Genomic DNA, 20,004 nt, shown 5'->3' on the forward strand with positions numbered 1-20,004 from the left:
GAATAAAAAAACGCCTAGCATTGCTAGGCGTTTTGTTTAATGCGTTTATTGCTTAACGGCTAATCACTGGCAAGAGTGGCACGATCAAGAGCGCCACAATGTTAATGATCTTAATCAGTGGGTTCACTGCAGGACCAGCGGTGTCTTTGTAAGGGTCACCTACAGTGTCACCGGTCACTGCTGCTTTATGCGCTTCAGAGCCTTTACCGCCGAAGTTACCTTCTTCGATATATTTCTTCGCATTATCCCAAGCGCCACCACCTGTACACATCGAGATTGCAACAAACAATCCAGTCACGATCGTACCCATTAACAAACCACCTAATGCAGCAGGTCCCAATAAGAGTCCAACCACAATCGGAGCTACTACAGGCAAGAGTGAAGGAATGATCATTTCTTTAATCGCAGCTGATGTCAGCATGTCGACTGCCTTACCGTACTCTGGCTTAGCGGTACCTTCCATGATTCCTGGAATATCGCGGAACTGGCGGCGCACTTCTTCAACCACAGCACCAGCACAACGACCCACCGCTTCCATCGCCATCGCACCAAACAAATAAGGAATCATGCCGCCAATAAAGAGGCCAATGATCACCATATGATTGGACAGATCAAAAGAAACTTGTTGACCAATACCTTCTAATGCATGGGTGTAGTCAGCAAACAGTACTAATGATGCAAGGCCAGCAGATCCAATCGCGTAACCTTTTGTCACTGCTTTAGTAGTGTTACCTACTGCATCTAATGGATCAGTAATGTCACGCACTGCTTGTGGCAAACCTGCCATCTCTGCAATACCACCAGCATTGTCGGTAATCGGACCATAGGCGTCCAATGCCACCACAATACCTGCCATTGATAACATGGCAGTAGCTGCAATTGCAATGCCATATAAACCAGCTAGCCAATATGCTGCGTAAATAGCTGCACATACAAAGAGCACTGGATATGCTGTTGACTTCATGGAAATACCTAAACCCGCAATGATGTTGGTACCGTGCCCTTTAGTAGAAGCTTCAGCAATATGCTGAACAGGCTTGAACTGCGTACCGGTGTAGTACTCAGTAATCCAAACCAATCCTGCAGTCAATAAGAGACCTACTACAGTTGCAGCAAATAAACGCCACTGGCTTCCAGGAATGCCCAATGCATCATCAGGCATGATGAAGTTGGTCACAAAGTAGAAAGCGATTAATGACAGTCCACCAGCGATGATCAAGCCTTTATATAAAGCTGGCATCACGTTTCTCATGCCAGGAGTTGCCTTAACAAAGGAGCAACCAATAATCGAAGCAATGATGGATACACCACCTAGAACTAATGGATAAACAATTGCTGCAACTGGTGCGCCAGTGACTACTAAGGATCCAAGCACCATCGTAGCAATCAATGTCACCGCATATGTCTCAAATAAGTCTGCTGCCATACCAGCACAATCGCCTACGTTGTCACCAACGTTATCGGCAATCACAGCTGGGTTACGGGGATCATCTTCTGGAATGCCGGCTTCAACCTTGCCAACCAAGTCAGCGCCAACGTCTGCACCTTTAGTAAAGATACCGCCACCAAGACGAGCAAAAATAGAAATCAAGGAAGATCCAAATGCCAAACCAATCAGTGGATGCAATACTGAAGAAAGGTCTTGGCCAGTACCAATCGATACGAGGAACATAAAGAAGAGACCAACACCTAACAGACCTAAGCCTACAACCAGCATGCCGGTAATAGCGCCGCCTTTGAAGGCTACATTTAAGGCCTCATTCATTCCTTTAGTAGCAGCTTCTGCAGTGCGTACATTGGCACGAACTGACACATTCATTCCAATAAAGCCGCAAGCACCAGATAGCACTGCACCGACCACAAAACCAATCGCGGTAGCAAAGTCCAAAAAGAGTGCCATCAAAATCGTGAGAACCACGCCGACGATGGCGATCGTTTTATATTGGCGAGAAAGGTAGGCTGCTGCTCCCTGCTGAATAGCCTCGGCAATCTCTTGCATTTTGGCATTGCCCGTACTTTGCTTCAAAATCCAGCGGCGCATCACAAAACCGTAAATCACGGCCAGGACACCGCACGCCAAGGCAAAATACAAGCCTAAAGTGACATTACTCATGCTTGAACTCCCTAAAATTGATCTTTTTTGTTTTGTATCTCTAGCGCTTAGGACTGCTGGTTTTCGAAAGCTTTAAACTAGGGTCCTAAAGCTTCATCAGTATGTAGCAGAATTACCCCTGTGCTCCTTAGCAAGGATCAGGGTATTTACTAATCCTTATTCGGAGTATTTATGAGTCTCGACAACGTCAAGCCCGGCAAAAAGATCCCAGAGAGCTTCAACGTCATTATTGAAATCCCAATGAATGCTGATCCAATTAAGTATGAAGTAGATAAGGAAAGTGGCGCTATTTTCGTTGACCGATTTATGGGTACCGCAATGCACTATCCATGTAACTATGGCTATATTAATAAAACCATTGCAGGTGATGGAGATCCAGTAGATGTTCTCGTCATTACTCCCTTTCCACTCATTCCTGGTGTGGTAGTAAGTTGCCGTGCACTCGGCCTACTCAAAATGGAAGATGAAGCTGGTCAAGATGCAAAATTATTAGCCGTACCAGAAGATAAGATTTTGCCGATCTACACCCACTGGCAAAAACCAGAAGATATCAACCCATTACGTTTGAACCAAATCCAACACTTCTTCGAGCATTACAAAGATCTCGAGCCAGGTAAGTGGGTAAAAGTCAGCGGTTGGGGTGGCGTTGCCGATGCCCATCAAGAAATTCTGGAAGGTATCGACCGTTACAACAAAGAAGCTAAATAATTTCATTTTTTGGAAAAGGCTTTGTGAATTGAAGTGAGCTCGCAAAAAATTGCCCTAGCCCAAATCAACCCACTCTTGGGTGATTTGGCTGGTAACGCGCAGCTCATTTACACAGCCGCTCTTGAGGCCTTCTCCCTAGGCGCCAAGCTTGTAGTAACACCAGAGCTCTCGCTCACTGGCTATCCTCCTGAAGATTTATTGCTCCGCCCTGCTTTTATTGAAGCGGCTCAGCAGGAGCTTGATCTATTAATGCAAAAGCTTGAACAACATCGCGCTCTGACTGTCATCGTTGGCCATCCTAAACAAACTGCTACTGGACTACTGAACTTTGCTTCTGTCTTACAAAATGGCAAAGTGATTGCTGGCTATGCCAAACAAGAATTACCCAATCATGAAGTCTTTGATGAGGTGCGCTACTTTGTGCCTGGTAATCAAGCATGTGTTTTTGAATGCGAAGGTATTCGCTACGGACTGATTTTGTGTGAGGACGCGTGGCATACAGGCCCTGCAAAACAAGCACACGCGGCAGGCGCGCAAGTATTGCTTGTTCCTAATGCATCGCCCTATCACCTCAAAAAAGAGGCCTTACGCATTGAAGTACTGCGCCAGCATATTCAGCTCACTGAGATGCCCCTGGTATATGTCAATGCTGTTGGTGGGCAAGATGAATTGGTCTTTGATGGCGGCTCATTTGCCTTAAATGGCAAAGGTGAAGTGGTGATGTCTATGCCTCAGTTTGAAATGGGCCTAGGAATAGTAGAGATGAATTCTGCTGCGCAACTTGAAAAAGGCTTGATTACCCTACCTCAAAGTGTTGAAGCCCAAGCGTATCAAGCGCTTGTATTGGGTGTACGTGACTATGTCAATAAAAATCGTTTTCCAGGTGTCATTATTGGCTTATCTGGTGGCGTAGATTCTGCATTGGTATTAGCGATTGCCGTGGATGCCTTAGGTGCAGATAAAGTACGCGCCGTAATGATGCCCTCACGTTATACAGCTGACATCTCTTGGATTGATGCCCGTGAAATGGCAAAAAATCTTGGGGTGCAATACGATGAGATTCCTATTAGTGGACCAGTCGATGCGCTTGAGCAATCTTTATCGGAGCAATTTAAAGGCTTGAAGATTGACGCTACTGAAGAAAATATTCAAGCACGCGTGCGCGGCACATTACTCATGGCGCTCTCCAATAAAACTGGTCGTCTTGTGTTAACCACTGGTAATAAGAGTGAAATGGCTGTGGGTTATTGCACACTTTATGGCGATATGGCTGGTGGCTTTGCTGTGATTAAAGATATTGCCAAGACTTTGGTTTATCGTCTGTGTGCTTACCGCAATCAAATGACCCCTATCATTCCGGAGCGCATTTTGACGCGCGCCCCTTCAGCAGAATTGCGCCCAGATCAAACTGACCAAGATAGCTTGCCTTCCTATGAAATCTTAGATGGGATTGTCGAGCGATATATGGAGCAGAACCAATCGATTGCCCAAATCATTGCCGCTGGGTTTGACCCAGAAAGTGTTGAAAAAGTGACCCGCCTCATTAAACTGAATGAATACAAGCGACGTCAGGCTCCTCCTGGGGTCCGCGTGACAACTCGGGCCTTTGGGCGTGATTGGCGCTATCCCATTACTTCACAATTTAGAGCCTAAGAAGAGTCTTGGCAGGAAAATTTACCCAATTTGCTAGCTAGCTCCAGTTCTAGGTATGATTACTGTATTAGGGGGAATAAATGAAATTAATTACATCAATCATTAAACCGTTCAAACTCGACGAGGTTCGCGAGGCATTAGCTGAAGTAGGCGTAACTGGATTGACCGTCACTGAAGTTAAAGGCTTTGGTCGTCAAAAAGGTCACACCGAACTCTACCGTGGCGCTGAATACGTTGTCGACTTTTTGCCCAAGGTCAAAGTAGAGGCTGTCGTTCCGACCGATCGTGTAGAAGTTGCAATCGAAGCCATTACCAAGGCTGCTCGCACTGGAAAAATTGGTGATGGAAAAATTTTCGTTACTGCAGTAGAGCAAGTTATTCGTATTCGCACTGGCGAAACGAACGAGTCAGCGGTTTAATTAACGCAATTGAGAATCTGTTGGAGCTAAAGGCTGAGGAAATTCAGCCGACTCCAATACAATCGTTTTTCCAGTAGGATTTGATGGTCTTACTTTAGACCCTTGGTAATATAAGTCGACCTGATCCAAGCCAGCAGTCAACACCTTGAATGGTGCTTTGCCATAAACACTGACCCCCACACCGGGCTCCAACTGTTTACTCTGCACCTTACCCAATACATCAATCACACATACCATTTGCGCTGTCTTAGACAGTACATAGACCAAATCACCCGGTTTCTTAGGAGCGTCAGATTTGTAAGTAGTGGGTGCGGACTCTGCGGGCGGGCAATCCGTCGTGACAGCTGGGCTAGCAGCTGCTACTACTGGCATTGGACTAATCGCTTTCTCTTCCGCCACAGGAGGATCACTCACTGGGGGTGGCTCTACAGGTGCCACCTCTTGAACTACCACCAACTCTTCTTTAGGCTGCTCAGGAAAAAACAGTGGGCGCAAATTAATAACTGAAAAGACAACTGCTGCAGCCAAGCTCAGCAGCAGTATTAATTTCTTTTGAGAGGAATTGGTTGAAGGCGTTTTATTGCTACCTTTTTCAACCACGAAATCTTGTAGTTCTACTGCTAACTGCGGTTTAGCAACTGGTGTAGCAGTCTCAATGGGTATTGCTTTTACTGGGGCCTCAGTGATTTTTTTAGTTGGTGCAGCCGTAGCCACTTCCTTCATAAGTGGATCTACTTGAGCAAAATCAAATGCCTGATCTTCATTAAGTTGCAAAATACTGGCGACCTTTTTGGCAGCAGTGTATTTAATTTGAGCACTATAAAAAGAGCCCATTTCACCATTTTCAATTTGCTCAATCTGGGGTTTTGATAGACAGGCTTTAGCGGCCAATTCTTTCGTGCTTAAACCAAGACTTTCCCTGGCTTGTATAAACGCCTCTTTGCGAATCTCGGGAAGTTTGAATGATTTATTCACTATGTAGGCACTGTATCAGTTAACAATGTTAAATTCGATAATAATTCTAAATGGGCGCATGTGACATTAGCCTTTCAGCCAAGTATTCAGAGGGTGATTACTTAAGTCAGATTCCAAAAACTTCTTTACCAGCATTTGAACTGAATCTGCGTTCATTTTACTCATCACCCGCGCTTTATGGACCTTGATAGTGGCATCGGTCGTACCTAACTTCACCGCAATATCTTTATTCAAAAGTCCCTCTACTAACCATCCGCAAACCTCACGCTCTCTAGGGGTAAGGCTTTCATATTCGCGTCTAGTCTCAACATTTAAGGAAGCCCGCTTTAATTGACGCCCATCAAACTCAATTGCATCAGCAACAGCTTTCAATAGCTCTTCCAAGTTGAAGGGCTTAAATAAGAAGTCCATTGCGCCCTTTTTAAGGCTTTGCACAATCTGATGTGGATGGCTTTGACCGCTTACAAACACAATCGGCGTCTTTCGCTTAAGCTTGATTAGCTTTTCCTGCAACTCCAAGCCCGTCATATCAGGCATCTGCATATCCAACAGAATGACCGCCGGGGACACAGGAACCGATTTTTCAAAGAAATCGACGGCTGATCCGTAATCCTCTACCAAATAACCCAATTCCCGTAACATTCGGGTAAGTGACTTGCGCATTGATTCATCATCATCAATTAAGTAGATATGGCCGACTTTAGTCATTGAATTCAAAGGGAAAAGTGAACGATTGGCTAATGTACTCCAGTAATTTTCTCAAGGATTTTAGCCTAGTAGCCAACAATTAGTATTTAAATCAATAAAAACTTTAATTTTGGTATTGCATCGCAACATTTAATGGGCTATTTTTCAGCCTAAGTAGAGATCTGCCTCTTCATAGCATCTCACGGCACAATAGAGCCTTTCGAAACAAACCTTTTCTGGAGTAATAAGCATGAAACGCCTAAATGAACGCTCGCGCATGGTCACCGAAGGGGTAGCTCGCGCACCTAATCGTTCAATGTATTACGCAATGGGTTACCAGGAGGCAGATTTTTCGAAGCCAATGGTTGGAGTTGCTAACGGTCACTCCACCATCACGCCCTGTAATAGTGGTTTACAAAAATTAGCAGACGCCGCTGTTACTGCATTGGAAGAGGCTGGCGCAAAAGCGCAAATATTTGGAACACCGACTGTTTCCGATGGAATTGGTATGGGTACCGAGGGCATGAAATATTCTCTCGTCTCTCGTGAGGTTATTGCCGATAGCATTGAGGTTTGTGTAAATGGACTTTGGCAGGATGGCGTAGTAGTCATTGGTGGTTGCGATAAAAATATGCCAGGCGGAATGATGGCCTTAGCTCGTACGAATGTACCTGGTATCTATGTTTATGGCGGCACTATTAAGCCTGGTCATTTCAAGGGCAAAGAACTCAATATTGTTTCGGCATTTGAAGCAGTGGGTGAGTTTACTTCTGGACGCTTAAGTGAAGCAGATCTCAAAGGTGTTGAGCAGAATGCCTGTCCTGGAAGTGGTTCTTGCGGCGGTATGTATACAGCCAACACGATGAGCTCATCTTTTGAAGCCCTAGGTATGAGCCTGCCCTACTCGTCAACGATGGCGAACGAAGATGCTGAAAAAGTGGCTAGTGCTCATGAATCTGCCATTGTCTTGGTTGAAGCGATTAAGAAAAACTTGCGCCCCCGTGACATCATCACTAAAAAGTCGATTGAAAATGCAGTAAGTGTGATCATGGCAGTTGGTGGCTCTACCAATGCTGTATTACATTTCTTGGCGATCACAAGTGCTGCAGAGATTGATTGGACGATTGACGACTTTGAGCGCATTCGTAAACGCGTTCCTGTCATTGTGGATATGAAGCCATCTGGCACTTATTTAGCAACGGATTTGCATCAAGCAGGTGGCATTCCTCAAGTAATGAAAATTTTATTGGATGGCGGTCTTCTGCACGGTGATTGCATCACGATTACTGGCAAAACGATTGCTGAAGTATTAAAGGATGTACCTTCTGTCCCACGCGCTGATCAAAAAGTCATCCGCACCTTGGATAACCCACTCTATAAGCAAGGTCACTTAGCGATTCTGAAAGGAAATATCTCTCCCGAGGGATGCGTTGCCAAAATTACTGGCCTCAAAAACCCATCGATCACTGGACCTGCACGCGTCTTTGATTCTGAGGATGATGCCATGGCAGCCATCATGGCGCAAAAGATCAAGGATGGCGATATTGTCGTGATTCGTTATGAAGGCCCTAAAGGTGGTCCTGGTATGCGCGAAATGCTTGCGCCTACCTCTGCCCTGGTTGGACAAGGCTTGGGTGAGTCTGTAGGCCTTATCACCGATGGCCGCTTCTCTGGTGGTACCTGGGGTATGGTCGTGGGTCACGTAGCTCCAGAAGCCTATGTAGGCGGCGTCATTGCACTCATCAATGAAGGTGACTCTGTCACGATTGATGCGCACAAGTTACTCATTCAACTCAATGTGGACGAGGCAGAAATTGCTAAACGTCGTGCAGCTTGGAAGCAACCTAAACCACATTACACCCGTGGCCTACTAGCCAAGTACGCAAGCCTTGCAAGTAGCGCTAGCAAAGGTGCGGTGACGGATTTGGATTTAAAAATCTAAGTTCAATCGTATAAGAAAAAGCCCCTAAGTAAAACTAGGGGCTTTTTTATTAATTTAGTATTACTGCTGAATCTGAATCCAAATCTTAGTGCTTCATGGCTCCACCATGACCGGCACCTTGAGCACCCATCGCATTTACGGGCATCTTCACTTCAACCTCGCCTGCTTTGGCAAACTTGAGTTTCACTGGCACAGTTTGACCTGCAGCTAAAGGTGCTTTGATATTCATAAACATGAGATGCAATCCACCTGGCTTTAATTCCACCGCACCCCCTGCAGGAACCGCAATATCTTTTAACTGGCGCATTTTCATGACATTACCCTCCATAGCCATCTCATGAAGCTGTACTTCGCCTGCTGCTGGTGAACTTGCAGATACCAGCTGGTCAGTAGCCCCTTTATTTTCAATCTTCATAAACCCACCAGCCACCTGCTGTCCAGGCATGGTGGCACGAGTGTAGGCATTTTCAATTTTGATTGCTCCAGCAGCTGCCGTTTGAGCCAAGGCAGCGCCACTAATAGTGATACTCATGGCTGTACAGATAGAGATAAGTAGATTCGATTTCATCTCGTAACTCCTTTGGTTTATTTTGGATCAGTTTAAAGTTTGTTTGCTAATTCTTGAAAATTGATCAGGCCTGTTTTTCGACGAGATTTACCATTTTTATCGATGAAGATTGTTGTAGGCGTCTCCCCGTACCACTGAGGATCTATCTCATGCCGTAAGCGCTCATCAAAAGAAGAGGCAAGATAGTAGTTATTCGCCTTCTCAAGGCCGGCTTTATTCAACATCTTTTGCATCATCTCAGGCGATACATCATCAACCTGAATAAAGATAATCTTTGCATTGGGATTGCGCTTTACAAAAGCCCCCCATTGGGGCATCTCCTTAACGCAAGCTGGGCAAGTGACGCCCCAAAAATGAATTGCCATCGGCGCTCCATTCCTGGTCTTGATTAAGCTAGACCAATCACCAGATTGATAAGGCTTTAAAGGTGCAGTGGCCGCTCCAGCAATACCCGTAAGAAACATCAGTACGAAAACTAGCCAATATTTTTTGAATGCGTTCATTACTTATGCCCTACTTTAATAAATTGATAGCCATCTGCACGCGTAAGCCAGGATAAATAGACGGTTTGATCATGTCGTAGCAATAAAGGATGATCACTGTAAGCGGTTGTCTTTGCAAGCACCTTAGGCTCAGACCAACTCACGCCATCATCCTGAGAATGCTTAAGATAAACCGAGGAAGCGCTACCATCAAATTCTTTCCACACCAACCAAACCTGACGATCGATTGCCAAGAGATAGGGTCTTGCAACATTAACCCCCTCTGCACCAACTCTGACTGGATTCGAATAACTTATACCCTGATTGCTTGAGTTTGCGTAAAACACTCCGGCTCTCTTAGTGCCCTGAGTAAACCATGCCACATGGAATTTGCCTGATCCCGAAACAGCAATAGAGGGACCATGATGAGGACAAGCATCAGTCTTCCAATCATCATCAGCAACACGACGAATCGGTTCAGTACCTTTGGATGTGATCAACTGAGTCGCCTGATCCCGAATACCACCAGGAAATATCGCGCGATAGGCAATGACTGCTTGATTTTTTGGATCCAGGCTAGCGCCAATTCGGCAACATTCACAACTACTCTCATTAGCGAATTTTTCAGTCTGAAAGGTTTTACCCTCATCATAAGATGTGGAATACGCAATTGACCCTCCAAGACGAGGTACACCCTTCTGTTTTGCGGCGGCGACTAGGCGCTTATCAATCCATGAAATAAAAATAGAATCATCTGCCTTCATCAATACTGATGGAAAGCGTTGACTTGATCCATCCTGCACCAATGATTGAGGTGCACTAAAAGTATTGCCTCCATCACTAGAGCGCGCAGTGTTAATTTGCGCATTCCATTGTGAATCCTTAAAAAATGCATAGGCCAAAAAGACATTACCTTTTGAATCAGAGACAATTTGTGGGCGTGCATCACTTCCCGTATCCAGCGCTTTGCCATGCTCAGCAATAGTGGTAGCCGGAGCAAAGGATTTGCCCAGATCGGCAGATTTCGCAACAGAAACAACGCCATTAGCCGTCCAAGCCAATAGCAATTTGCCATCAGCAGCAAAAAATGGGGTGGCCGCATTAGCGCACTCCAGTCCAGCTCCTTGGCATGTAGCGCTTGGTTTGGTGGGAGCGCTTTTCTCTGAATGATTCGAGTGACTCATTTGCGCATAAGAATTGAGGCAAACGCCTAAAACCCCTAGTAGGAGGGTTTTAGGCACTAAAGATAACAAAGGAAATGGGTTAAGTGTCTGCATCATTAGAAGATGATACGTGCTCCCACGCTGATGGCCTGTGGAGAGCCAACAACATAGTTGGTATTGCTACCACCCGTACCGAAGGTGTTGTACTGGCGATTCAATAAGTTCACTGCTGATGCATAGATCGTTGTGTTCTTATCAAATTCGTAGTTAGCACGCAATCCCACTACCGCATAGGATGCAACCGGCAAAGTGTTGGCTGTATTGAGCCAAGAACTACCCACATAACGCACTGTCGCACTCAAACTCGCTTTAGGTATCGGGTAATAAGTTAAACCTCCACCAAGAATATTTTGCGGTACACCGCCAACTTGCCTACCAGTTGGGTCGCTTGTAGCGCTCATGGTCAGCTTAGTGCTGGTGAATGCATAGTTCGCATCGGTAGCCCATTGAGAATTAATATCGTGATGAAACTGAAACTCAAGACCTTGACTTAATAAGTTTTGATTATTGGTGTAATAACTAATATTGGCGGAATTACAGATACCCACATTACCACTACCGGTTAGCGGATTACCGGAGGCGCCACATAAACTCTTAGCTAAAGCAACATCAGAGGAACTCTTAGAAGAGAGGCTGTATGTAGCTACGGCATTTTGAATGTAATTATTAAATGCAGTCAGTTGAGCAAAGCCGCCCTTCCAACGATAGTCAGTGCCGACCTCATAACCCGTCATCGTCTCTGGAGTTAAATTGGGATTTGCAAAGCTGTAGCCGCTAGAGGAGCCATAAGAGCGCAAGGTGTTATTTAAACCTGGTGCATGAAATGCTTGATACGCAGCCGTTCTCAAATCCCAATTATCGGTAGCCTTATACAAAACCCCAAGTGTTGGGCTTATTTGCGTCTTACTTTGATTGGGGACATTTTGATATTTCGGATTTACGCCATTAATACCAGCGTTATAGCTTGTAGGAGTTTGGCTTCCCCATTGATCAACACGAGCCGCTAAGGTTGTCTCAACAGGTAAAGAGGTCGCCTTAGACTTTAACTGCCCCATCAGACCTAAAAAGGTTTGTGAGCCCTGCCCATAATTGACGGCCGCAACGGTTCCATTATTATTTAGATTGTTGGTCAGGTTTGACCCAGCAATATTGCGGGCATCAACCCCAACAAGGTATTGATCAATGACACCAGTCAGCTCTTTAGTGTACTGAGCTGAAGCGCCGACAGTACTGTATGGGTCTTTATAGGTAGCGTTGACATATGGTGTATTGGCGGCAATATTATTCGACTTTGTAGTAGTCGTTGAACCATTTTGCTTATTGAAGTTGGTGTTCTCATAGAAAAAGTTCACATCTACTTTTGCACGATCAGCCAACTTCGTAGTGGTTCCTACCGCCACATCAGTTTCTTGCATTAAATTCGTTGCAAATGAATACCCCGAAGATAAATCAGACATGGTGTGATAACCCACACGGAAAAATCCATTGGTATCTGGGGTTGCCTTAAAGTAACCCTGCAATCTGACGTTGGAGTTATGCGAAGCTGCATCGCCCTGGCCATTTTTAATGCTATTGGCAGCTGCAGGCGCCAAAGTAGAAATATTTTGGTAGCCATTGGTATTGAAATAATCCGCAGAGAACCTCATCTGTAGAGCATCAGATGCAATGATGTCTTTTGATGCAGCTACGTTATAGGTTCCAAAAGCGCCGATGCTTGCTGATGCATCTTGCTGGCTATTAACTGGCGTTTTAGTTTTGATGTTAATCACACCACCCATGCCATAGTTACCCCATAGACTCGATACACCACCGCGAATAAATTCCACGGAATCAATCGCAGACATCGGTACCAAGTTCCACTGCACTGTTCCATAAAACGCATCATTAGCAGGCAAACCATCGATCAATACTAGCGTTCTGGCATTACCCAAACCGCGCACATTAATGCTTTGCCCTGTTGGGTCTTTTTGGTAATAAGGGGTGTCATTCAGAATTACACCTGGAACATTCTTGAGCACTTGGTCAATCGTCTGATCTGGCGATACTTCTAAGGCCTCTTTATTCAGAATGGTGGTATTTAAGGGAATCTCATCTAAGGGTGTGCCTGAACGTGTAGCGCTCACCACAACATCACCCAACTTTTGGTTGTAGTCTGGTGGCGGTGCAATTTGCGCTTGTACGTTTAGGCATATAGATCCAAACAACATCCCGACGCAAGCACTGAGTTTCTTTTGCTTCAACAACATCAAATTCTCCGAACAACTTGATGGCAACTGAGTTGCCAAAACATAGCTAAGCTATGACCTAAATAGATTTAGGCTTGTACTGGAGGTGCTGCTGAAGGAGGTGTTACCCAGGCAGCGAGTGGCTTGGGTGATTGATAGAAAAGCTGAGGCAAAAACGCAAAGGATTGCGGCGCCCCAAATGTCAGATTGGTATTAAAAGCTGGAGTAATGGTGCTATGGGCTAGACAATAAGGACAAGGCTGTGATTGTTCCGCCTGATCTAACTGCCCTTCAGTCTGAATATTAATTTGCATCTTGCTACCATCGACTGTGCAAATCTCCATGGCAAATCCATGGCCGCCCTTTACAAGCGATACCGCTTGTGACATTGCTGGAGCAAGTGCACTCATGGCAATTGCAAAAGCAGCAATCCAGTGAATGAGGCGGTTTTTGTGGAATTTCATGTTGATGGAATTTTATCGGATTTCTGATGTAGGAATACAAAAAAGGGGCTTACGCCCCTTTTTGCTATCCCAAACTGGCTTATGACCAGACCACATTAATTATGCTGCAGCCTTTTTCTTCTTGCCAATCACTTTACCAATGACAGGCCAGAAGAGTAATAACAAAGCTATTGAAGTAATGCCAGCTACTAAATAGTTAGAGAAGAATACATCTAAGCTTCCTTGAGAAATCAGCATGGACTGACGGAAGGAGTCTTCTGCACGATCGCCCAACACCAATGCCAAGACCATCGGCGCCATCGGGTAATCCAGCTTCTTAAAGACATAGCCGAGTACACCAAAACCGAGCATCAACCAAACATCAAAGGTTGCGTTATGAACGGTATAAGCACCAACCGCACAAATCACAATAATGACTGGTGCAATGATGGAAAACGGAATTCTCAAAATGGAAGCAAACAGTGGCACGCAAGTTAAGACTACGAACAAGCCAGCCAAGTTACCCAAGTACATACTCGCAATCAAGCCCCAAACAAAGTCAGGCTTCTCAACGAAGAGCAATGGTCCTGGTTGTAAACCCCAAATTAATAATCCGCCGAGTAGAACTGCAGCAGTTGGTGATCCTGGAATACCTAAAGAGAGCATTGGCAACAATGCAGCAGTACCTGCGGCATGAGCTGCTGTTTCTGGAGCAACAATACCCTCCATCGCACCTTTACCGAAGTTCTCACTATTCTTAGACATACGCTTAGCAACGCCATAAGACATGAACGAAGCTGGCGTGGCGCCGCCTGGAGTAATACCCATCCAGCAACCAATCAAGCAGCTGCGTAATGATGTAGCCCAGTACTTAGGTAACTTCGCCCAAGTCTCCAAAACCACTTGGCGACGAATCTTAGCGGCAGCACCATGGAACGCAAGACCCTCTTCCATCGACAGCAGAATCTCACCGATACCAAACAAACCGATCACAGCGATCAAGAAGTCAAAACCGCGCATCAACTCGGGATTACCAAAAGTTAAACGCAATTGACCTGTCACAGTGTCCATACCCACAGTAGCCAAAGCAAAGCCGAGCATCATGGCAGAGATAGTTTTAAATGGTGAGCCCTTATTCATACCCACAAAACTACAGAAGGTCAGCAGATAGACCGAGAAGAATTCCGGGGGGCCAAACTGTAAGGCAAACTTAGCCACTAAAGGGGCCAAGAATGTAATCATGACGATTGCAAAAAATGCACCTACAAAAGAAGATGTAAATGCAGCAGTCAATGCCTCGCCTGCTTTACCATTACGAGCCATTGGGTAGCCGTCAAAGGTAGTAGCTACAGACCAAGGCTCGCCAGGAATATTAAAGAGGACTGATGTAATCGCCCCACCAAATAGCGCACCCCAGTAAATACAAGAGAGCATGATGATGGCAGAGGTTGGTGGCATGGTGAAGGTCAATGGCAACAGAATCGCAATTCCGTTAGCGCCACCCAAACCAGGGAGAACACCGATGATCACACCAAGCGTTACACCAACTAACATCAGCAACAGGTTAAAGGGTGTCATTGCAACGGCAAAGCCGCTGAATAGAGCGCTAATTTCTTCCAACTTGAACTCCTTCTTTTCTAATCTTTTTTAATCGTTATATTTTTAGTTCACGCCAACAAACTCGAGTGGATTAAACCAAGAGCCATGTGGTAATGGAACTTGAAACCAGAACTCAAACATGAGATAGAGAGCGACGCTTACTCCAAGAGATACAACAATTGCCTTCCAGATTGGGTATTTACCAAGCCAGACCATGAAGATGGCGATATACAACACTGATGAGACATAGATACCAATGAATTGAACGCCAAGCACAAATACAATCGCCGGTAACAATACGGCCATGACTTGCTTGAAGGATTCTTTGTCTACAAAAGAAACCGGTTTCTGATTCTTATCCACAATCGCCGCTTGATACAAAGTCACAGTACTGGAAAGCATGAAGATTAAGCTAATGTAGAAAGGGAAATAGCCAGCCTCTGGACCATCGCTGCCCCAGCTAGCACCCAACTTCAAACTACCAACCATCACCACGACTCCTAGGACCAAAAAGAGAATCGAGGTGATGATATCCATCGCCCTCACACTGATGACGGAATCTTGATTTGAATTGTTTTTATGTTCAGACATTTGCTTTATTCATTAAGAAAAGGATTAGTACATTTACTTAAAAATTAGGACTCCCAATGGAAGCCCTAATTCATGAATACCTCATTACTTAGCCAAGAATCCAGCCTCAGCCATTAACTGCTTGTGAAGTGCTTCATTTAAAGTCAACCAGTTATTAAATTCTTTACCGGTCATAAAGGTTTGATTGAATGCGCCATCCGCCATGAACTTTTTCCATTCAGGTGTAGCACGTACTTTCTTGAACAAGTCAATATAAAAGTCTACTTGTTCTTGGGAAACGCCTGGCGCCATAAAGATGCCACGCAACATCACGTAATCAGTCGAAACGCCAGCTTCTTTACAGGTTGGAACGTCATACCAAGACTGAGTATCAGTAATCTTTTCTTTGTAAGGCATGCGAGTGTCGTCAAATACGCAAAGTGCACGCAACTTGTTAGCACGCCATTGGGCAACCGCTTCAATTGGATTATTTACAGAAGAATCAATATGATTACCAACCAGCTGTACAGCCACATCACCACCCCCTTTGAATGGGATGTAAGTGAACTTAGCACCAGTCGCTTTTTCTAAAGCAACGGTAATAATTTGATCTTCTTGCTTAGAGCCGGTCCCGCCCATCTTGAATTTGCCTGGGCCCGCGGCTTTAGCGGCCTCGATATATTCTTTGGCTGTCTTGTATGGCTTATCTGCGTTGTCCCATAGAACAAATTGATCTAAGGCCAACATTGCAACTGGCGTAATCTCTTTCCAGTTAAAAGGTACACCAGTAGCTAATGGAGTAGTAAATAAATTAGATAGCGTAATGATGATCTTATTTGGATCGCCCTTAGCTTCTTTAATTGCCAAGAAGCCTTCAGCTCCAGCACCAGCACCTTTATTCACTGGAATAACCGCTTGCTTCATTAAATTATTTTTAGTGATGATCCCCTGAATCATGCGCGCCATTTGGTCAGCACCGCCACCAGGACCGGCAGGAATAATGAACTCAACTGGTTTATTAGGTTCCCATGCTGCAAACGCAGGCGATGCACCAACAACACCGAGGGCTAATGCGGTGGAAATCAATGCCCCTTTAAACTTTTTGTTCATAAAAATGTGCCTCCAAAAATGTTTTGCCAATTTACTTTGGCTTATTTAATGTGATAGTGATTTTTAAACAAGATGTTCAAGTTGAACTTGACTGCCATCAATAATTTGAAAATCGATTCGCATGAGCTTCGTCAATCCAGTAGAAACCCCGATAAATCAAGCCAAAGACTGAGGATAGTGTACTTTCATCTAAACAGAAAACGTACAAATTCAAAATCCCGATTGATACAAGGCTACTGAAAAAAATGGTTTTAGGAATTAAGGGTATTCCCTAGATTTGAGGGCTGGTGCCGCTTGCCGGAATCGAACTGGCGACCTTTTCATTACGAATGAACTGCTCTACCAACTGAGCTAAAGCGGCGGTTTAAAAATGATTCTAACGGAATCGATCTAATAGCTTTTTGCTGACCTTATCTAGGCTGGTGGAGTCTTTGATCAAAAACTGCAGACCATTTGAATCGGCTATCAATAAGGTATTGCCCGCAATTCGACGAATATCCTCTTCCCCTTTCAGGCGAATACGGGTTGGACCACGATCTGTTTCGATATCCCAAATGCTAGGAGTGGCGTACGTAGATACTCGCGTAATCTTCTCAATAACGGGCATAAATTCCCGCGTAGCCAACTCTTCTTCTATCAACCCTAGTTCTAACTCAGGTATAGCAGATACATCTGGATACCAACATAACTCCTTGCCCGAGGTATCCATGATCCCAATTCCGGCCCCAGGGGCTGTAATTGGAAAAGCTCGGACTGGATGAACCCCGATATGGCGGGTACCATTTGCATCAATCAATATCAAGCGGCCTAATGTATCGCGTTCGAGTTGATGGGTTTTGCGCTGATAGCTCATACGCCTCCCCCTGTATCTTTGGCAAGCTCTTGCAGTTGCTCTTCTTCCTGTTCATCGAGGCTTTCTCCGATAGCGCCGCCCTCCACTAACTCCGCAGCGTGACGAAGTTGCGCTTGATATAAGGTGTAGTACGCACCCTCAGCCTCCATCAATTTCTCATGTGAGCCAATCTCTACAATCTCACCTTTATCCAAAACAACTAATCGATCTGCTTTACGCAATGTAGAAAGGCGATGAGCAATCGCAATAGTGGTGCGCCCTTTTACGAGATTATCTAAAGCACGCTGAATTTCTTTTTCAGTAGTGGTATCCACAGAAGATGTGGCCTCATCCAAAATCAGAATACTTGGATTAATTAAGAGCGCCCTTGCGATTGAAATACGTTGACGCTCACCACCAGACAAAGATTGACCGCGCTCACCTACTAATGAGTCATAGCCTAGTGGTAATCGGAGAATAAATTCATGGGCATGAGCAGCGCGTGCTGCTTCAATAATTTCTTCGCGAGATGCATCTGGTTTGCCATACGCAATATTTTCAGCAATCGTGCCAAAGAATAAAAACGGCTCCTGTAGCACCAAGCCTATACACTTACGATAGTCGGCGATGCCAATACTCCGAATATCACGCCCATCTAAAGTAATAGCTCCTGAGCTGACATCATAAAAACGGCAAATCAAATTCACTAAGGTGCTCTTGCCCGATCCACTATGGCCCACTAAGCCAATCATTTCACCAGGGGCAATATCTAAATTAATCCCTTTAGTCACGGCTCTGTTTCCATAGCGGAAGCCCACATCACGCATAGTAATACGCCCTTTCACATCTGCTAAAGGCGGAGGATTAATGGGCTCTGGAACACTCGAGACGTGATCCAAAATATCAAAAATTCTCTTTGCGCCTGCAGCTGCCTTTTGGGTGTGCGACACAATACGACTCATCGAATCTAGTCGAAAATAAAAACGACCGATATAGGCTAAGAACGCTATCAATACCCCAACCGTCACCTTTTGATGAGCAACTTGCCAAATACCAAATCCCCAAACAACTAATAATCCTGTTTCAGTCAGGAGAGTTACTGTTGGCGAAAACATACCCCATACACGATTGACGCGATCATTAATTTGTAAGTTATGTTTATTGGATTCGACAAAACGATTTAGTTCGCGATCCTCCTGGGCAAATGCTTTAACTACACGGATACCAGGAATCGTATCTGTCAGAATATTGGTGACCTCTGACCAAATGCGGTCAATCTTCTCAAAGCCAAAACGTAATTTGTCACGAACCACATGAATCATCCAAATGATGAATGGTAGAGGAGCGAGGGTGACTAAAGCTAAGAGCGGATCAATCGAAAACAAGATCGCTGCCGTCATGGTAATCATCAAAACATCTGTCACGAAATCCAGTGCGTACAGAGAGAGAAATACACAAATACGATCGGTCTCAGCGCCAATGCGGGCAATCAAATCCCCGGTGCGCTTACCACCGAAATACTCCAAAGAGAGCTTGAGTAAATGCTCGAAAGTGGTGTTGCGTAAATCTGCGCCAATGCGCTCGCTGACCAATGCCAATAAATACGTCTTCCACCATCCCAAGCCCCAAGCAACAATGGCCGCACCAAAAAGTGCAAACAAATACAAACTCGCTAAATGGAAGTCAATGGGATTACCCTTTTCATATGGAATGAGCACATGATCCATTAAAGGCATTGTGAGGTAAGGGGGAATGAGGGTTGCTCCCGTAGAGAGCAAGGTCAATACAAAACCTAATAAGAGTTGTTTTTTATATGGCCTTGCAAAACGCCATAACTTAAATAATGTCCATGTCGATGCAGGTTTATCATCTTCAGGATCGCACGTTGGACAGACATCTGAATTCGCAGGCTTTGGGCTCAGGCATACCGGACAAACTTGCTTATCGTATTCACTTGCCTCCGCTTGCTTTTCAAGGTGACTACTAGTGAGTTGCCTAAAGCTTGATTGAAGCCGCAAGATTTGGGGATTGACTGCCAAGGTGAAATGCCAGATTCTGAGTAAATGCTCATCAGACTCCAGTTTGAGATGACCCACTCCAGCATGATCTCCATGACTTAGGCGCCCACACTGTTCTAGTGGCCACGTCTCTAAGCATGTGCCGTCAGTCCAAAACAAGCCCTGCTCTGTTAGCAAAAGAAGGCTCTTCTCAAAGCGCAGATCCGATCCCAAGTCCAGCTCTACCCATGCAAGCGCTGCCTCAAGATTGGGTACTGGAGATTTCAAAGCCCCTAATGCGGCTTGCCAGTGGCTTGGCATGATAGGGGCAAAAGGTAGGATTTCAGGCTTCATTGACACTAAAAGTATAGTGGAGCTATGGGGTTTTACATTTATTGATCCTGTCAACTTTAGCGACTAGGAAGCCGTTAAATTGTTGATATATGCCTTTTCCAGTA

At 45.1% G+C, this 20,004-nt stretch carries 17 protein-coding genes and 1 tRNA gene; 4 read left to right on the top strand and 14 right to left on the bottom strand.

The features are described 5' to 3' along the window. Positions 1-52 precede the first annotated feature (52 nt). Complete coding sequence (locus ICN38_RS05930; RefSeq protein WP_216256123.1) at positions 53-2,113, bottom strand: sodium-translocating pyrophosphatase; 2,061 nt, start codon at positions 2,111-2,113, stop codon at positions 53-55. A 171-nt stretch (positions 2,114-2,284) separates the two neighbouring features. Here ICN38_RS05930 and ppa point away from each other — a divergent pair, with 171 nt between their 5' ends. The 3 genes from ppa to ICN38_RS05945 all read left to right on the top strand — a co-directional run bounded on the left by ppa (position 2,285) and on the right by ICN38_RS05945 (position 4,893). Next, complete coding sequence (gene ppa, locus ICN38_RS05935; protein WP_216256125.1) at positions 2,285-2,821, top strand: inorganic diphosphatase; 537 nt, start codon at positions 2,285-2,287, stop codon at positions 2,819-2,821. Between the two features lie 33 nt (positions 2,822-2,854). Continuing rightward, positions 2,855-4,474: an NAD+ synthase gene (locus tag ICN38_RS05940; protein WP_216256127.1), complete on the top strand. Its 1,620-nt coding sequence runs from the start codon at positions 2,855-2,857 to the stop codon at positions 4,472-4,474. An 80-nt stretch (positions 4,475-4,554) separates the two neighbouring features. Continuing rightward, a complete protein-coding gene (locus ICN38_RS05945; RefSeq protein ID WP_216256129.1) occupies positions 4,555-4,893 on the top strand; it encodes a P-II family nitrogen regulator in 339 nt (112 codons plus the stop codon). On the opposite strand, the gene ICN38_RS05950 is transcribed toward ICN38_RS05945, so the two are convergent. Together ICN38_RS05950 and ICN38_RS05955 are read right to left on the bottom strand one after the other, a co-directional pair. Beyond that, positions 4,894-5,868: a helix-turn-helix domain-containing protein gene (locus ICN38_RS05950; protein WP_216256131.1), complete on the bottom strand. Its 975-nt coding sequence runs from the start codon at positions 5,866-5,868 to the stop codon at positions 4,894-4,896. A gap of 66 nt (positions 5,869-5,934) precedes the next feature. Next, positions 5,935-6,576, bottom strand: a complete 642-nt coding sequence (locus ICN38_RS05955) for a response regulator transcription factor (protein ID WP_216256132.1) — start codon at positions 6,574-6,576, stop codon at positions 5,935-5,937. Between the two features lie 229 nt (positions 6,577-6,805). On the opposite strand from ICN38_RS05955, the gene ilvD reads away from it, so the two are divergent. Beyond that, positions 6,806-8,497, top strand: a complete 1,692-nt coding sequence (gene ilvD, locus ICN38_RS05960; protein ID WP_216256134.1) for a dihydroxy-acid dehydratase — start codon at positions 6,806-6,808, stop codon at positions 8,495-8,497. Between the two features lie 85 nt (positions 8,498-8,582). Here ilvD and ICN38_RS05965 read toward each other — a convergent pair whose 3' ends face one another. The 11 genes from ICN38_RS05965 to ICN38_RS06015 all read right to left on the bottom strand — a co-directional run bounded on the left by ICN38_RS05965 (position 8,583) and on the right by ICN38_RS06015 (position 19,900). Continuing rightward, positions 8,583-9,065, bottom strand: a complete 483-nt coding sequence (locus tag ICN38_RS05965; RefSeq protein ID WP_216256135.1) for a copper chaperone PCu(A)C — start codon at positions 9,063-9,065, stop codon at positions 8,583-8,585. Between the two features lie 32 nt (positions 9,066-9,097). Further along, positions 9,098-9,568: a TlpA disulfide reductase family protein gene (locus ICN38_RS05970; RefSeq protein ID WP_216256136.1), complete on the bottom strand. Its 471-nt coding sequence runs from the start codon at positions 9,566-9,568 to the stop codon at positions 9,098-9,100. Beyond that, the gene (locus ICN38_RS05975; RefSeq protein WP_216256137.1) at positions 9,568-10,827 is read right to left on the bottom strand and encodes a sialidase family protein; all 1,260 of its coding nucleotides are present in this window, start codon (positions 10,825-10,827) and stop codon (positions 9,568-9,570) included. Before ICN38_RS05975 ends, ICN38_RS05970 begins: the two co-directional genes overlap by 1 nt. Further along, a complete protein-coding gene (locus tag ICN38_RS05980) occupies positions 10,827-13,016 on the bottom strand; it encodes a TonB-dependent receptor (RefSeq protein ID WP_216256138.1) in 2,190 nt (729 codons plus the stop codon). The genes ICN38_RS05975 and ICN38_RS05980 overlap by 1 nt, the downstream gene beginning before the upstream one ends. Positions 13,017-13,084: 68 nt before the next feature. After that, a complete protein-coding gene (locus tag ICN38_RS05985; RefSeq protein WP_216256139.1) occupies positions 13,085-13,459 on the bottom strand; it encodes a DUF2946 domain-containing protein in 375 nt (124 codons plus the stop codon). A gap of 99 nt (positions 13,460-13,558) precedes the next feature. Continuing rightward, complete coding sequence (locus ICN38_RS05990) at positions 13,559-15,058, bottom strand: tripartite tricarboxylate transporter permease (protein WP_216256140.1); 1,500 nt, start codon at positions 15,056-15,058, stop codon at positions 13,559-13,561. Positions 15,059-15,100: 42 nt separating this feature from the next. After that, positions 15,101-15,628, bottom strand: a complete 528-nt coding sequence (locus ICN38_RS05995) for a tripartite tricarboxylate transporter TctB family protein (RefSeq protein WP_216256141.1) — start codon at positions 15,626-15,628, stop codon at positions 15,101-15,103. 84 nt (positions 15,629-15,712) lie between these two features. After that, positions 15,713-16,717: a tripartite tricarboxylate transporter substrate binding protein gene (locus tag ICN38_RS06000; protein WP_216256142.1), complete on the bottom strand. Its 1,005-nt coding sequence runs from the start codon at positions 16,715-16,717 to the stop codon at positions 15,713-15,715. Between the two features lie 285 nt (positions 16,718-17,002). Continuing rightward, positions 17,003-17,078 (bottom strand) — tRNA-Thr (locus ICN38_RS06005). Between the two features lie 15 nt (positions 17,079-17,093). Continuing rightward, positions 17,094-17,570: a DUF1854 domain-containing protein gene (locus ICN38_RS06010; RefSeq protein WP_216256143.1), complete on the bottom strand. Its 477-nt coding sequence runs from the start codon at positions 17,568-17,570 to the stop codon at positions 17,094-17,096. Next, positions 17,567-19,900: an ABC transporter ATP-binding protein gene (locus tag ICN38_RS06015; protein ID WP_216256144.1), complete on the bottom strand. Its 2,334-nt coding sequence runs from the start codon at positions 19,898-19,900 to the stop codon at positions 17,567-17,569. Before ICN38_RS06015 ends, ICN38_RS06010 begins: the two co-directional genes overlap by 4 nt. Positions 19,901-20,004: the final 104 nt, after the last annotated feature.

The organism is Polynucleobacter sp. AP-Melu-500A-A1 (assembly GCF_018882125.1).
Classification (GTDB): domain Bacteria; phylum Pseudomonadota; class Gammaproteobacteria; order Burkholderiales; family Burkholderiaceae; genus Polynucleobacter.

What these genes read in the sequence shown, in the direction of transcription:
- ICN38_RS05930 (WP_216256123.1), bottom strand. Translation starts at nt 2,113, where the DNA reads ATGAGTAATGTCACTTTAGGCTTGTATTTTGCCTTGGCGTGCGGTGTC.
- ICN38_RS06015 (WP_216256144.1), bottom strand. Translation starts at nt 19,900, where the DNA reads ATGAAGCCTGAAATCCTACCTTTTGCCCCTATCATGCCAAGCCACTGG.
- ppa (WP_216256125.1), top strand. Translation starts at nt 2,285, where the DNA reads ATGAGTCTCGACAACGTCAAGCCCGGCAAAAAGATCCCAGAGAGCTTC.
- ICN38_RS05970 (WP_216256136.1), bottom strand. Translation starts at nt 9,568, where the DNA reads ATGAACGCATTCAAAAAATATTGGCTAGTTTTCGTACTGATGTTTCTT.
- ICN38_RS05995 (WP_216256141.1), bottom strand. Translation starts at nt 15,628, where the DNA reads ATGTCTGAACATAAAAACAATTCAAATCAAGATTCCGTCATCAGTGTG.
- ICN38_RS05975 (WP_216256137.1), bottom strand. Translation starts at nt 10,827, where the DNA reads ATGATGCAGACACTTAACCCATTTCCTTTGTTATCTTTAGTGCCTAAA.
- ICN38_RS06000 (WP_216256142.1), bottom strand. Translation starts at nt 16,717, where the DNA reads ATGAACAAAAAGTTTAAAGGGGCATTGATTTCCACCGCATTAGCCCTC.
- ICN38_RS05945 (WP_216256129.1), top strand. Translation starts at nt 4,555, where the DNA reads ATGAAATTAATTACATCAATCATTAAACCGTTCAAACTCGACGAGGTT.
- ICN38_RS05980 (WP_216256138.1), bottom strand. Translation starts at nt 13,016, where the DNA reads ATGTTGTTGAAGCAAAAGAAACTCAGTGCTTGCGTCGGGATGTTGTTT.
- ICN38_RS05965 (WP_216256135.1), bottom strand. Translation starts at nt 9,065, where the DNA reads ATGAAATCGAATCTACTTATCTCTATCTGTACAGCCATGAGTATCACT.
- ICN38_RS05955 (WP_216256132.1), bottom strand. Translation starts at nt 6,576, where the DNA reads ATGACTAAAGTCGGCCATATCTACTTAATTGATGATGATGAATCAATG.
- ilvD (WP_216256134.1), top strand. Translation starts at nt 6,806, where the DNA reads ATGAAACGCCTAAATGAACGCTCGCGCATGGTCACCGAAGGGGTAGCT.
- ICN38_RS06010 (WP_216256143.1), bottom strand. Translation starts at nt 17,570, where the DNA reads ATGAGCTATCAGCGCAAAACCCATCAACTCGAACGCGATACATTAGGC.
- ICN38_RS05985 (WP_216256139.1), bottom strand. Translation starts at nt 13,459, where the DNA reads ATGAAATTCCACAAAAACCGCCTCATTCACTGGATTGCTGCTTTTGCA.